Source organism: Anabaena sp. CS-542/02 (genome assembly GCF_028331085.1).
GTDB lineage: Bacteria > Cyanobacteriota > Cyanobacteriia > Cyanobacteriales > Nostocaceae > Anabaenopsis > Anabaenopsis arnoldii.
The window spans coordinates 1-14152 of sequence record NZ_JAQMTM010000119.1; the positions used below are offsets into that span (position 1 = coordinate 1).

The 14152-nt window shown below is 43.1% G+C and carries 17 protein-coding genes; 6 read left to right on the plus strand and 11 right to left on the minus strand.

What is annotated here, in order from left to right:
* Positions 1-177: 177 nt before the first annotated feature.
* The 3 genes from PN447_RS13030 to tyrS are packed head-to-tail and all read right to left on the minus strand — an operon-like array spanning position 178 to position 2770.
* Entirely contained in the window at positions 178-741 is a 564-nt protein-coding gene (locus tag PN447_RS13030) for a hypothetical protein (RefSeq protein ID WP_271763472.1), read from the minus strand.
* Complete coding sequence (gene pyrF / locus PN447_RS13035) at positions 738-1457, minus strand: orotidine-5'-phosphate decarboxylase (protein ID WP_271763473.1); 720 nt, start codon at positions 1455-1457, stop codon at positions 738-740. The genes PN447_RS13030 and pyrF overlap by 4 nt, the downstream gene beginning before the upstream one ends.
* Positions 1458-1510: 53 nt before the next feature.
* Positions 1511-2770 carry a tyrosine--tRNA ligase gene (gene tyrS, locus PN447_RS13040; protein WP_271763474.1) on the minus strand — a complete coding sequence of 420 codons (1260 nt, stop codon included), beginning with the start codon at positions 2768-2770 and terminating at the stop codon, positions 1511-1513.
* Between the two features lie 109 nt (positions 2771-2879).
* On the opposite strand from tyrS, the gene PN447_RS13045 reads away from it, so the two are divergent.
* On the plus strand, positions 2880-4802 hold the full coding sequence (locus PN447_RS13045) for a transglycosylase domain-containing protein (RefSeq protein WP_442867099.1): 1923 nt from the start codon (positions 2880-2882) through the stop codon (positions 4800-4802).
* Positions 4803-4873: 71 nt separating this feature from the next.
* Here PN447_RS13045 and PN447_RS13050 read toward each other — a convergent pair whose 3' ends face one another.
* From PN447_RS13050 to PN447_RS13060, 3 genes are all read right to left on the minus strand, one after another.
* Positions 4874-5197 (minus strand): DUF1825 family protein, encoded by a 324-nt coding sequence (locus PN447_RS13050; protein ID WP_271732847.1) that lies wholly within the window; start codon positions 5195-5197, stop codon positions 4874-4876.
* A gap of 183 nt (positions 5198-5380) precedes the next feature.
* The gene (locus PN447_RS13055; protein WP_271763475.1) at positions 5381-5806 is read right to left on the minus strand and encodes an NUDIX hydrolase; all 426 of its coding nucleotides are present in this window, start codon (positions 5804-5806) and stop codon (positions 5381-5383) included.
* Positions 5807-5837: 31 nt separating this feature from the next.
* Positions 5838-6218 (minus strand): hypothetical protein, encoded by a 381-nt coding sequence (locus PN447_RS13060; protein ID WP_271763476.1) that lies wholly within the window; start codon positions 6216-6218, stop codon positions 5838-5840.
* A 216-nt stretch (positions 6219-6434) separates the two neighbouring features.
* On the opposite strand from PN447_RS13060, the gene folD reads away from it, so the two are divergent.
* From folD to PN447_RS13075, 3 genes are all read left to right on the plus strand, one after another.
* The gene (gene folD / locus PN447_RS13065; protein WP_271763477.1) at positions 6435-7313 is read left to right on the plus strand and encodes a bifunctional methylenetetrahydrofolate dehydrogenase/methenyltetrahydrofolate cyclohydrolase FolD; all 879 of its coding nucleotides are present in this window, start codon (positions 6435-6437) and stop codon (positions 7311-7313) included.
* Between the two features lie 78 nt (positions 7314-7391).
* Positions 7392-8321: a geranylgeranyl diphosphate synthase CrtE gene (crtE, locus tag PN447_RS13070; RefSeq protein WP_271763478.1), complete on the plus strand. Its 930-nt coding sequence runs from the start codon at positions 7392-7394 to the stop codon at positions 8319-8321.
* 86 nt (positions 8322-8407) lie between these two features.
* Positions 8408-8863: a divergent PAP2 family protein gene (locus PN447_RS13075; protein WP_271732426.1), complete on the plus strand. Its 456-nt coding sequence runs from the start codon at positions 8408-8410 to the stop codon at positions 8861-8863.
* A 1-nt stretch (position 8864) separates the two neighbouring features.
* Here the strand turns inward: PN447_RS13075 and PN447_RS13080 are convergent, their stop codons facing one another.
* From PN447_RS13080 to PN447_RS13095, 4 genes are all read right to left on the minus strand, one after another.
* A complete protein-coding gene (locus PN447_RS13080) occupies positions 8865-9536 on the minus strand; it encodes a hypothetical protein (RefSeq protein WP_271763479.1) in 672 nt (223 codons plus the stop codon).
* A gap of 348 nt (positions 9537-9884) precedes the next feature.
* Positions 9885-10214, minus strand: a complete 330-nt coding sequence (locus PN447_RS13085; RefSeq protein ID WP_271763480.1) for an MgPME-cyclase complex family protein — start codon at positions 10212-10214, stop codon at positions 9885-9887.
* Between the two features lie 72 nt (positions 10215-10286).
* Positions 10287-11093 carry an ester cyclase gene (locus tag PN447_RS13090; RefSeq protein ID WP_271763481.1) on the minus strand — a complete coding sequence of 269 codons (807 nt, stop codon included), beginning with the start codon at positions 11091-11093 and terminating at the stop codon, positions 10287-10289.
* Positions 11094-11181: 88 nt separating this feature from the next.
* Entirely contained in the window at positions 11182-11901 is a 720-nt protein-coding gene (locus PN447_RS13095) for a pyridoxine 5'-phosphate synthase (protein ID WP_271763482.1), read from the minus strand.
* 143 nt (positions 11902-12044) lie between these two features.
* On the opposite strand from PN447_RS13095, the gene PN447_RS13100 reads away from it, so the two are divergent.
* Complete coding sequence (locus tag PN447_RS13100; RefSeq protein ID WP_271763483.1) at positions 12045-12680, plus strand: Uma2 family endonuclease; 636 nt, start codon at positions 12045-12047, stop codon at positions 12678-12680.
* A 131-nt stretch (positions 12681-12811) separates the two neighbouring features.
* Here the strand turns inward: PN447_RS13100 and PN447_RS13105 are convergent, their stop codons facing one another.
* Positions 12812-13627 carry an ABC transporter permease gene (locus tag PN447_RS13105; RefSeq protein ID WP_442867100.1) on the minus strand — a complete coding sequence of 272 codons (816 nt, stop codon included), beginning with the start codon at positions 13625-13627 and terminating at the stop codon, positions 12812-12814.
* Positions 13628-13686: 59 nt separating this feature from the next.
* On the opposite strand from PN447_RS13105, the gene PN447_RS13110 reads away from it, so the two are divergent.
* On the plus strand, positions 13687-13869 hold the full coding sequence (locus PN447_RS13110; RefSeq protein WP_271732433.1) for an RNA-binding S4 domain-containing protein: 183 nt from the start codon (positions 13687-13689) through the stop codon (positions 13867-13869).
* Positions 13870-14152: the final 283 nt, after the last annotated feature.

The window sequence follows — 14152 nt, forward strand, 5'->3', positions numbered from 1 at the left end:
CGGTAGTCTTTCTTGTAAATCTTAACTTGAGAAATATCGCGTCTGGCTAGGGCGTGCAAGTCTACACCAGGGATAACCGCTCCCATGCTCCCGTTGAAGTAGAAAGTAAAGTCTAGCTTTGTCTAGGTTTTATATAGCAGGAATAGCTATCATGACTGTTTACCTGAAAAATTTTGACTACTGGGCTCGACAGTCTCGCAACCAAGTTTTTACAGCTTGTGCAACCACACCGTTACTACTATCCCTGGGGGGAGATACTACCTGCTTTTGGGGATAATTACCTTCTTGGGTAAACATCATTACCAAACGCCAACCAGTGAGAGATTTTGTCAATAATAGCCGGTGAAATTGCTGCGATTCTACAGCTTTGCCGCTGATATACTGCCTTACTAAAGTAGTAAAAAAAACCTGTTCAACCGGCGTTGTATTTTGCCGCTCATCTATGTTGAGGGGTAGAGGTGCAAATTCAGGTTTTCCCGCCACCAGCATATAGCTATAAATGTCACTGCTTCTACTACGACGACGGGCGCGCTGAGATGCACGGTTAGCATAGCTAGGTAAATCACGCAATAGCTGAGTAATTAATTTTTCTAAACTTGTCTGAGAACAAAGAGTTTCTTTCTGGTTTAGTGACATAGGTATATGGGCAAATACGGGATTATTCATGGTATTTGCTGTCAAGACTCCCCAGACAACTATAAACCACCAGCGATAATTGCTTCTCCTGACTTTTGCCTTCATGCCAATGTGGTTAATTCCTCAACAATCTGATTCCAGGCTAACTGAGGATCGTCAGACCCAGTAATGGGACGGCCAATTACTAGGTAGTCTGCGCCAGCGAGTATAGCTTGGGCGGGGGTCAGCGATCGCTTTTGATCTGCCTTTTGTGCCCAAGTGGGGCGGATACCTGGACAAACCAGCAAAAAGTCATGGCCACAAATTTGCCGTAACTGTCCTACCTCTTGGGGTGAACAAACAGCACCACTTAACCCAGACTCCTGGGCCATGAGTGCCATTGCTAAAGCATACTCTGGTAATTCTAGGGGAACTTTCAAATCAATTGCTAGCTGCCGAGAAGAAATACTTGTAAGTAGGGTGATAGCAATTAATTGAGGTGGTTTCACACCCGCGTGTAAAGCCCCTTCCTGTACAGCTGACCGAGCAGCTTTTAAAGCATCTTGACCAGCAGTAGCGTGAATTGTGAGTAAATCCACCCCATAACCAGCAGCAGCACGACAGGCCCCCGCTACAGTATTGGGGATGTCGTGAAACTTTAAATCTAAAAAAATCCGCTTTTGGCGAGACTTTAAAACTTCCAGAATTGCTGGACCAGAACTAGTAAATAATTCTAAACCCACCTTCCAGAAATCTACCTGGGGTAACCGGTCTACAAGAGCGATCGCACTTTGTAAATCCGGCACATCCAAAGGCACAATAATCTTTTTATGTGTGTTCATCTGTGTACCCTAGGGGAAGCCGCTAAGGCCTCTACATCTGTTCCCAACTGCCATTAAAGCACTAAACGGACAAACTTATTTTTGCCAACTTGTAGAACCCGCCCTTCTAATTCATTCTCCCCCTGAAAAATGGTATCAACATCAGTAATGCGATCGCCATCTAAACGTACACCACCCTCTTGAATTTTGCGTTTACCTTCCCCAGTACTTTTGCATAAACCAGTCACATTCAGAAGGTAAGCCAACTTCACAGGAAACTCTGAGACTCCCGCCAGGGAGAACTCTGGAACTGCACCTTCCTTACCGCCGCTTTTGGCCGCATCCTTAGCCTGAATAGCAGCACTTTCACCGTTGTATTGTCGCACAACTTCCCATGCTAAAAGCATTTGGCGATCGCGGGGATTTTCTGGCAGTTTATCCAAAGGTAAATCAGTCAACAGTTCAAAATACTGAGATAGTAAATTATCAGGAACACCTTGTAACTTCTGATATTTTTGGGCTGGGTGTTCTGATAATCCCACATAATTACCGAGGGACTTAGACATTTTTTGCACGCCATCCGTACCGATTAAAATCGGCAGCAGTAACCCAAACTGTGGCTTTTGTCCAAAATGCCGTTGCAAGTCTCGCCCCACAGCGATGTTAAACTTTTGGTCAGTTCCCCCTAACTCTACATCTGCTTCCACAGCCACTGAATCATAGCCTTGCATCAATGGATAGAGGAACTCATGAAGGAAAATTGGATTCTCTTTTTTATAGCGTTCCGCGAATCCCTCTTTGGCTAACATCTGTCCCACAGTCATAGTAGAGAGTAACTCGAGAATCTTCCCTAAATTAAGCTGGGATAGCCATTCTGAGTTATAACGCACCTCCAATCTACCAGGGGTGTCAAAATCTAAGATAGGACGCACCTGGTCAAGATAAGTTTGAGCATTGCGTGCGACATCTGCTTCTGTGAGCTGACGGCGCACCTCAGATTTACCTGTAGGATCGCCAATACGAGCGGTAAAATCACCAATAATCAAAACAGCAGTATGACCAGCATCTTGAAAAGATCGCAGTTTCCTTACTGGTATGCTATGACCAAGATGAATATCAGATCCTGTGGGGTCAATTCCCAGTTTGATCCTTAAAGGTCTGTTCGTAGTTAACAGGCGTTTCTCTAAACTTTCAGTTTCACTATCAGCATCAGTTGGTTGGGGGAAAACTTCCACTACGCCACGATGCAGCCAAAAAAAATTTTCTTTCATACTCACAGATTCACTATTAACTATGTTTTGTACTCTATAGGAAGGTAGGTTGGTGATATTCATAGGCAATACGCAGTTTAATCTACCGAATTAATATAATGGCAAAAAATTAACCGCCTAGCTTCATTGAATAAATTACAGTTATATTTACAAGTGAGGAAGTAAGAAAGCCGTGTCGTCTTCTAGGACTTTGACAAATAAGCAACCGCAAGGTCAGGCTTCATCAGGTTTTGAGTTTTTCAAAGGAGTAGGCCAAATAACTGGCGGTACTCTACTGTCAATCACCATGCTGGCCAGCTCCATTGTAGCCGGGGGGCTGGTTGGTCTGGCTATTAGTTTCCGTAACTTACCAGATGTCAGACAGATGCGTAACTTTTTTCCCTCGGAAACAAGTTATATCTATGACATTAATGGTAAACTACTAGCTAGTCTTCACGGAGAAGCTAACCGGGAGGTGATTCCCCTAGATAGAATTTCCCCGCACCTTAAACGGGCAGTGCTAGCCAGTGAAGATAGTCATTTTTACGATCACCATGGTATCAATCCCAGTGGTGTGGGACGTGCTTTGGTAACGAACTTGCTAGCAGGTGGTGTGCGCGAGGGAGGCTCTACTATCACCATGCAGCTGGTAAAAAATTTGTTTTTATCTCACAAGCGTGCTTTTACCCGGAAGTTAGCTGAAGGGGTACTAGCAATTAGGTTAGAGCAAATCCTCAAGAAAGAAGAAATTCTAGAAATGTACCTCAATCAGGTTTATTGGGGTCATAATAACTATGGTGTACAAACAGCAGCACGCAGTTACTTTAACAAGTCAGCAGAAATTTTAAACTTGGCTGAGTCAGCCATGATGGCGGGATTAATTCAAGCACCAGAAGAATTCAGCCCCTTTGCGAATATCGAACTGGCAAAACGCAAACAAAAAGAAGTTTTGGGGCGGATGCTGGATTTGAACTGGATTAGCCAGGATGAATATGATCAGGCTCTCAACCAAGAACTTAAGTTTGGCAAAATTCGCTCTTTCCAAGGTAGCGCTTTACCTTATGTTACTAATACTGTGTCTCGGGAGTTAGTTCAAAAATTTGGGCGTGACGCACTGATAAAAGGTGGAATGCGTGTGCAAACCACTGTTAATGCTGATTTCCAAATTATGGCAGAACAAACTGTCAGCAACTGGCATCAAAAATTGAGCAGTCAGGGGTTAAAGGGTAATCAAATTGCTCTGGTAGCTATTGACCCCCGGACGCAGTTTGTTAAGGCTCTAGTAGGGGGTGTAAATTCCCGAACTAGTGAATTTAACCGTGCAACCCAAGCCCAGCGTCAACCAGGTTCTGCTTTTAAACCACTAGTATTCTATGCCGCTTTTGCTACTGGTAAGTATGCACCGGATACCATAGTGCAAGATACACCAGTTAGGTATCGAGATGGTAGCGGTTGGTACAGTCCTAGGAACTATGATGGTGGATTTCAAGGTGGAATGACAATACGTTCCGCCCTAGCCCAGTCTCGTAATATTCCCGTGATCAGGGTGGGTATGTCTATAGGCATGAATAAAGTTGTGGAAGTCTCCCGTACCTTGGGTATCAATAGTCCCATGAAACCTGTGACTTCTTTACCCCTAGGAGCTATAGGCATAACACCTCTGGAACTAGCGAGTGCTTACGCTACCTTTGCCAATTATGGCTGGAAGTCGCCACCGACGATTATGGCCCGTGTCACCGATAGTAGTGGCAATATCTTGTTAGATAATACACCCAAACCACAGTTAGTTCTCGACCCATGGGCATCCGCAGCAACTATTGATGTTATGCGTTCAGTAGTAACTAACGGCACTGGTAGAGCTGCGGATATAGGTCGTCCTAGTGCTGGTAAGACAGGAACAACTTCATCTGAAAGGGATATTTGGTATGTCGGGACTGTGCCACAGTTAACAACTGCTGTCTGGGTGGGTAGAGACGATAACAGACCATTATCTAGAGGTGCAACCGGTGGCGGTATGGTGGCTCCTATCTGGAAAGATTTTATGGAACAAGCCCTCAAAGGTGTACCTTCAGAGAACTTTAAGCCAGCTTCGCAGTTTCAGCAACCTAAACCATAAATAATTAGTGCAACTAGTGCAATTTTAGTTTTTTTCAAAAAACTAAAATTGCACCAAGAAATTTAAATTCACTACTGCTGTTTTTCTAGTTCGGTTTTCATACGCTCTAGGGTTAGATGCATTTGCTCAAACATCTGCTGGGGAGTTACGCCAAATTGACCTAGCTGAGTTTTGAGTTGCTGCACAGTCATCTGCGCCATAAAATCCTCTGACAGCTCGAATCGCTTCATAAAGACGCGATAGCGATCCATCATAGCTTCCATTTGCTCGATGAATAGCTTTTTGCCCTCACGATCAAACTTGCCGTAGTTGCTGCCAAGTTTGATTAGTGCTTGATAATCCTCAAACAGTTGTTTTGCTTCTTGCTGAACTATATCAGAGTCAAAGAATCCCATTTTGCTTGTATTAAACTGAGTGTTGAGACTCAGTAGCTTATATTTTTGCCTCTATTATTATTTTAGTCTAGGGAATTCAGATAGAAAAGTAGTTTCGGCTTAAGTACGGTTTTTTACCGGAATTTCAACACTTGACTATGTGGTATCTGGGGACTGGGACTTATGGGGGAAGATGGGGATTTCTTAATCACCGATAAAATCTAACATGATGCGCTGATGTATATCCCCTAAAGGTCTTACTTCATCGGCTATTGGAGAATAACACTGACCTTGGCGAATATCTTCAGGTGTTAATAATCTCATGTCCCACCCTTCGTTTAAAACTAGTTGATTTAATTCGAGTAAGAGTGGTGCATGAAAGACATGACGAACTACAGCATGATCTACATAACAGCGGAATGCAAAAAATTTTGGGAGACTGTAGCCGATTTCTTCCATTACTTCTCGCTGGAGTGCTGCATCTGGCGTTTCGCCATCTTCGAGATGACCACCGAATAGCCCCCAGTAACCAGGGTAGAGAATACCAGGGATATTATCTCGCAGTTGCATGAGGAATTTATCTTGTTGATAAAGAATTGCCATCGCTACATGAACTGGTTGCTTAATCATGGATTTTTCTGGGTAATTGCTCGGAATTATCTTAACTTTCCTCTAGATAAACTTCCCCAAACTCTTGGTCAGCCAGGGTAATACTCTTGTAGCTAAGTTTACCCTTAATTAGGACTTCCTGGCCTTCTTGGAGATGGGGTTGATGGGTAATTACCCAAATTTTGCCAGTGGAGTCATTAATTTGATATGCCCATTGCTTCACTAGGGGAACTTGCCTTTCTACCTTACCCCGGATGTAAACTATATTCCCCTGGTCTGTTGCTGGTTTAATTTCCTGAATCAGGGTGATATTCTGACCCATGCTCAAGTTACCTCCATTTAGGCTCGGTGTTCTCAAGGAACTACAACTACAAAGTGCTGCTGAAAGTAACAAAGCAATGCTCCAAATATGAAAGTTTTTTGTTAATTGCATAGAGTCACTTCCCGTGGGTAAATTTCCAGATTCGGGGAATGATTCTTCAATCCTTCCCTGTTCAGATGAGACAGTTAATCTGAGAAGATAAATAATATGAGTATATTCTTTTAGATGGAAAAACCCTATGAAACTAAGGCGCAATGCCTGAAGTAGTTAGGCACGCAAAAAAACCAAATATGTTACGAAAAGTAAACACGCCTCATAGCCTTTCTAATGAAAACAACAACGGCCAAAATTCTCGACGGTAAAGCTTTAGCTGCAAAAATTCATCAAGAAATTTCAGCTATTACTACAGAAACACAAGGAAAAATTGGGCGGCTACCTGGTTTAGCTGTATTAATGGTGGGGGATAACCCAGCATCAGCTGCTTATGTACGCAACAAAGAACGAGCTTGCACTAAAGTTGGTATTGCTTCTTTTGGCCAGCATTTTCCCACAGAAACAACCCAAGGGGAACTTGAGGAGGTAATTGCTGCACTCAACCAAGATGAACGTGTAGATGGTATTCTCGTGCAGTTACCTCTCCCTAGCCACTTGGATGCTGTAGCCCTGTTAAATAAAATAGACCCGGACAAAGATGCTGACGGACTGCATCCAGTTAACTTAGGGCGCCTAGTGCGGGGAGAGGCTGGTTTACGCAGTTGCACCCCAGCCGGTGTGATGCGGTTATTGCAGGAATATGAAATTTCTTTGCAGGGGAAAGAAGTTGTGGTGGTGGGACGCAGTATTTTAGTAGGTAAACCAATGGCCTTAATGCTACTGGAAGCTGATGCTACTGTTACCATTGCTCACTCGCGATCGCTCGACCTTGGTAAAATCACCAAGAATGCTGATATTATTATTGCTGCTGTAGGTCGCCCAGGATTAATTACTGGCGAAATAGTCAAACCAGGCTCTATTGTGGTAGATGTGGGTATGAATCGTGTAACAGATAGCAGTGGCAAAAGTCGGTTAGTGGGAGATGTTGACTGGGAATCAACTGCTAGTGTCGCCGAATATATGACTCCAGTTCCTGGTGGTGTTGGTCCCATGACTGTTGCCATGTTGTTACAAAATACAGTTACTAGTTATTTAAACAAGGCAAATTGTTAACACTTAACAGTCAACAGTTTAAAATTGTCACGGATAAGACAAACAACCAACCGGCCCTAAAATAGAAGGAATTGAAGAATGGTAGCAGCTGATAACCTCCAGAAAATGAAAGAGCAAGCCACCTTTAACCTGGAAGCCTATCTCCAAGAGCGGCAAAAGCTTTGTGAAACTGCTTTGGATATGGCTATCCCTGTGATCTATCCAGAAAAGATTTATCAATCCATGCGCTACTCTCTATTAGCTGGAGGTAAGCGTCTGCGCCCCATTTTGTGCCTTGCCGCCTGTGAAATGATTGGCGGTACAATCTCCATGGCTATGCCCACAGCCTGTGCTATGGAAATGGTTCATACAATGTCTCTAATTCACGACGACCTACCAGCAATGGATAATGATGATTATCGTCGTGGGAGATTGACAAATCACAAGGTTTATGGTGAAGATATTGCCATCTTAGCTGGTGATGGCTTGTTGGCTTACGCCTTTGAGTTTGTAGCCACTCAAACCCCCGAAACCGTTTCTAGAGATCGAGTTTTACAAGTAATCGCCCGTCTGGGCAAAGCCTTGGGGGCAGCTGGTTTAGTGGGCGGTCAAGTGGTTGATTTAGATTCCGAAGGTAAATCAGATATTTCTCTAGAAACCCTGAATTTCATTCATAACCATAAAACAGCTGCCCTTTTAGAAGCCAGCGTCGTTTGTGGAGGAATAGTCGCAGGGGCATCTTCTCAAGATATACAAAAACTCACCAGCTATTCTCAAAACATTGGTTTAGCATTTCAGATCATAGATGATATTTTAGATATCACCGCCACCCAGGAGCAATTAGGCAAGACTGCCGGTAAAGACCTAATAGCTAAAAAAGTTACCTATCCTAGCCTGTGGGGACTGGAAGAGTCACGCTCCAAAGCTCAACAGCTAATCGAAGCAGCCTGTCAGGAACTAGAAACCTTCGGGAAATTGGCGCACCCACTCCAGTCGCTGGCTTACTTTATCACCAGTCGCAATCACTAAGTCAATAGATTTGGGATTTTGGGTTGCATAAAAATGTTTCCTCAGAAAATAATTGCTGCTAAATTTACTAACCGAACCGAAACACCATGCAGGACATAGGCCATATTTTAGATAACCGGGTGCTGCTGGTTGCTCTGGTAGCTTGTTTCATTGCTCAAGCATTGAAGCTCATAGTTGAGCTGGTCAAACATCGGAAACTGAATGTACGTGTTTTAGTTACAACTGGAGGTATGCCTAGCGCCCATTCAGCTTTAGTGACCGCCCTTGCAGCCGGCGTGGGAGAAAGTCTTGGTTGGGCATCCGCTGAGTTTGCTTTGGCTACGGTTTTCGCCATTATAGTTATGTACGATGCTGCCGGAGTCCGCCAAGCCGCTGGTAAACAAGCTCGTATTCTCAATCAAATGATTGATGAGTTATTCCACGAAAAACCAGACTTTAGTCAAGACCGTCTGAAGGAATTACTGGGACATACACCAGTGCAGGTGATCGCTGGTTCCGCCTTGGGCTTAACCATCTATTGGTTAGCTCGGTCTGCTTACTAGTTTACATGGCTACAGATGAGCGCAGTAACATTACCTTATTTCCATCTACTAGGATGGCAAAAAAACCGCTTTCGTTGAGCCTTTGTAGTTTCCTGTATGCCTCTTGTTGATTCCCAGTATGAGCTGCCAATAAGTAAGGGCGTTGTCCGTAGGAAACTAAACCTATGTTACCGCCTACTAGTTGTTGTATACTATTTGCTAGTTCTGGACGATTGAAATAATCTACCAGTACAGCATAACCATCCCCTAGTAATTGGGGATTAAAGCTAATTGTCTGAGGTGGAGTTGGTGGTGGTTGAACTGGATCTAGTACAACATCACCCGCTACTGCTCTTGTACTGATGATAGTAGATAAGCCAGCAATATTCTTTATATATCTTCCCCAACGATTCGCGTCATCAATATTCTTAAATCCGCCTATGCGTGTGACTGTATCAGTAAGATATCGGCAAGTTGTAGCTTGAATCTGATTTGGTATAATATTGCGTAGCTGTTGGTAACTGTCTGCCCTAGGACTCAGTACCAATAACACATATTCCCCAGGGCGCGGGAGTTCACAAACGGGAAGATTTTGTTGGGCGGACACAGAAGTCATGCTCGCTATCAAACTGGCTGTAGTCAGTGCTAATGCCCTAGATAAAGTATCAAATTTCTGGAGAAAATTGGGAGGCATAAATGGAATTCTTGAGGGGTAAAAAGGGGTTGAAGCCAAGAAAGTAGAACCGTCTCACCGGATTCTCAACAAGACCTATTGAAGGATAATGATAGCTAAATTCTCCGAAAACTGCTTTCAAAATTCACTACCACTTGCACATCACAAGACGGCTCTAATTTATCTTTTGATTTGCAGCTTCTTTGTTACCCGTCAGGTGAAATCTTTGCCCAAGATTTCAAAAATGCATTTTTTGTCCCCCTACCGTCAGGGTAGGTATTGTACCTACCCTAGATTTTCTTCTCTTTTAGTCCCCAAAAATATCAGGACTAAAGTCCTCAGTAGGAAACTCAGGAATATAAGAGTATATTAAGAGACATAGCTCAGAGATGCTAAAGGATCCGAGATAGTCTCGGAGGGAGCCTGAAATTCTCCTGTAATCACATACTCAAATCGCAGTTTTAACCAGGTTATAAATTGGGGGTTGGTAGAAATAATGGCGGCGGCAGGTTGAGGACACTTCGCTTTTACCTGTGCCATTTCAGGTGATTCTAGGAAAGCTGGCTGCTTCACCAACCAAAAATCAATTTCTTTTTCTTGTTCATGGTAGTATCGAGTCCGCTCCTTGAGCACCTCTGAGGTTGGTTCCTCGTGGATGAGAAATTTTTGACTTGCCAAAACGTAATAATATGTTTGCATTTTTCAACCCTTGCTATTCAATAAATTGAGGAAGATGCACCACTGTCACCCTGAAAAATAATTAAACCGGAATTACCTAATTAAGGCACTAAATGGACAAGCACTAGGTTTTTTTGGGTCACTTTTGGGTTTTTCTTGCCCATGCCACAATTTTTGGAGAAAACTCCAAAAATTTGCTGGCTTCTGCTTTGGTATGGCTGACGCCACCCGATCGCGATCGCCAGTTTCTGGTTTTGCGCTTGCTGTCAGCTTCTCTAAGAACTTGGTGTTGTCATAATAGTGTTCTAAGGAGAGGATTTTCAAGTCATCGCTAACATGGGCAATGCTCATACCGATTACTTCTATGGTTTCTCCTGTGGGTGCGTAGTCTTTATATGCACCTTTAAAGTGTCCCCAATGTCGCCACTTAAAAGCCACAGTGGGGGGTGCTGAAAACACTTCTAACACTTCCCAGAGAAATCCTTCGGGAAATGCTGTATGGAAGAGGTTTGTGGATGTTTCAAAGTTTTCCTCAGCAGCTTTGTAATGTTGAGTATTACCAATCAAGAGCTTGTAAGTCCCTGACTCTACCACATCTGAGACAGTGTAGCTAGGTCCTCCATTGGTACTCATGCGGAACTGATCATTGACAACTGATATCCACTGCTGGGGGTTGGTTTTGAAGTTAGCTTCTACATCAAAAGTTCTCACTAGGTTTTGCACTATAGCCTCTAGTGAACCTTGGGGATGATTACGTGTACTCTCCTTAGCCAGATTCTCATTGGAACGGGTATAGTCGGGAAACTTGCCATAGCGCCATTCGATATTTGTACTCTGTTCTAGTACTTGATCTCTGTGCTGTACCCAAAGGGGGAGACTGTTAGGCTCTGTTGAGGTCATAGAAGTTGTTGCTGAAAGATTTAACTCCAAATTTGCTGGATTTCGCAGTTCCAACCCCTCTATTTTGAATTTCTAGTGGTAGATATAGTTACAGCCCCTGTATGGCTTGTTTCATTTCCCGGACTGCTCTTTCTATTCCTACTAATGCTGCTCGACTGATAATGGTATGACCAATGTTGAGTTCTTCCATTCCTGGTAATGCAGCTACGGGGTAAACGTTCCAGTAGGTAAGTCCATGTCCTGCATTAACGCGTAAGCCGGCTTTTATTGCTTGCTTACATCCGTGAGCTAATAGGGCTAGTTCTTGCTGGCGACTTTTTTCCTCTTTAGCCTCAGCGTACTGGCCGGTGTGCAGTTCAATCAATTGGGCTTTGACCTTGACAGATGCTTCAATTTGTGCATCTTGGGCGTCAATAAATAGACTCACTGGAATACCAGCGCTTTGCAATTTATCCACTATTTCCCCTATTCTAGCAGTTTGCCCAGCGATATCTAGTCCGCCTTCTGTGGTGACTTCTTCCCGCTTTTCGGGCACTAAGGTCACGTAGTCGGGTTTAATATCAAGGGCGATTCTCACCATTTCGTCGGTGGCGGCCATTTCTAAGTTGAGGTGCGATCGCACTGTTTGCCGTAACAGTAACACATCTCGGTCCTGAATATGCCGCCGATCTTCCCGTAAATGTACAGTAATGCCATCTGCACCCGCTAATTCTGCCAGTACCGCCGCTGCTACGGGGTCTGGTTCCACTGTCCGTCGTGCTTGACGGATGGTGGCGATGTGGTCAATATTAACCCCCAGTGTAGGCACCCTTGTATCCCCCTATCCATAATCCATAAGCTTTAATTTTAAAGGATTTTAGCTATATTTAACCAATAGAATTATGGTTGAGCGATCGCCTAAATCCCCAAGCAGGATTTAGAATAATATTTACACTCACTCTTTGAGGCGGTATGCTTTTAGAACTACAACAGATTATCGTCAAACCAGGACAAGAAATGTTGCTACAAGATATTAGTTGGCAGCAGTTAGAAAATATTTTGGCAGAAATGGGAGAAAAACGCGCTGCACGTATTTCTTATAGTGATGGTTGGTTAGAAATTATGGTTCCTTTACCTGAACACGAAAAAGATAAAGAATATATTGGTGATTTAGTTAAAATTTTGCTAGAAACACTCCAAATTGATTTTGAACCTTTTGGTTCCACTACACTAAAAAACGAACAAATGCGGCAAGCAGTGGAACCAGATACTTGTTTTTATATTCAAAATCAAGCTGCTGTAATTGGTAAAAATCGTCTTGATTTAACTGTAGACCCACCACCAGATTTAGCAATTGAAATTGATATTACTTCCCGGACTCGATTTGATAACTATGAGATTTTAGGATTTCCTGAACTGTGGCGATATACAAAACAAGGTTTAGAAATTTCTGTGCTACAGGAAGGAAAATATCTCAAAGTTCTATCTAGTCCTAATTTTCCTAATATCCCCATTGTGGAATTAATTAATAAATATGTTCAGCAATGTTTAACTATTGGCAGAAGTCAAGCTATGCGTAATTTTAGAACTTGGCTCAACAGTAATTAATTTATAATTATAGCCTTTTTCAGTCTCATGAAGTACACACCAATTCCCTATTCCCTGTTCCCTCAAACTCAAAAAAATTGTACCTCACGAGCATGGGAAATGCTATATTTTTAATTTGTAGACTTCTCGCCCTAACTCGAAGCACTGGTATAAAAGCGCAAGGCAAACCGCCAAAAACTACTAGAAACCCAGAACAGCACCACAGCTAAAATTCCAGCACCTATTGTCCAGTTAATTTCACCCCGACCCAGCATAGCTTCCGCTGGTATTGTGGTTAAAAATGCCACTGGTACTACAAAGGTAAAGAAAAAGCGGTAAGCGCTGGGATAAGCTACCATAGGATATCTACCAGCTTCTAACAAGCCACGTAAAACTTCTGTAGCATTGTATATTTTTACAAACCAAATGCTGGTTGCACCCAGTATAAACCAGAGACTATAAAGAATTACCAAACCAAATAACAACGGTACTGCACTGATCAGGTAATTGTTGATGCCTAAACCTAGGTTTGTACCGGCATAGCCAATGACAATACTACCAAAAACTAAATCTGGTAGTCCCCAAGGTGACAAGGTGTGAGTCGAAAGCCAAAACTGACTGCGGATAGGTTTGAGTAACACAAAATCTAATGTACCTTCCTGGACATGGCGGACAATGCGATTGAGGTTTGGTGCTAAAAAGGTAGCTGCAAACCCTTGTAGTAGGGTAAAAATTCCCAGAACTAGCAAAGCCGCTGACCATGACCAGCCGGTAAAGGTGTAACCAGTACGGTAAAATAAGAAGAGTCCGAATAGACTACCTGCAAGATTACCCAGACTGCTGAGGGTAGCTATCAGAAAATTCAGGCGATACTCCATCTCCGAGGCGATCGCCGTACTCCAAAATAACCCTAGTAATTGCCAATATCTTCTCACCTTGCACCCAGAGCAACAACATACTGACAGCATAGCGAATCACTAGCCATCTGGCGTATAGGATCAAATATGACCCGTGCAAAACGAATTAAATGATTAAACTAGACCAGTTTCTCAAATTCATGGGTGTAGCCGCAACCGGAGGACAAGCCAAGCTGATGATTATTGATGGTGGCGTAAAAGTCAATGGTACAGTGGAAACCCGAAGAGGACGCAAATTAGTATTAGGCGACAAAGTAACAGTAGAAGGGAAAACCTTTGAGGTGGATGTATAATCGTCCCTAAATTACCTACCCTACCCTGATTTTGGTTAAGTCCTTGCCATTAAAGGGTAGGTTTGCTGTTGAATGATTGAATACTTACTTTTAGAGGATGTTTGTCAAGTCATGATTAGTGTATCAACTATTGTTTGACCCCTCCCCCTTCCTTACAAGGGTAGGTTTTTAATATGATCTGTGAAGGCAAGACCACCGAAGACAAGGAAGGAAAGTGGACAAGGAAGATTTTATACGGACAATGGTCTTTTAATGGGCTATTTTTCTTACTAAGAATACAGAC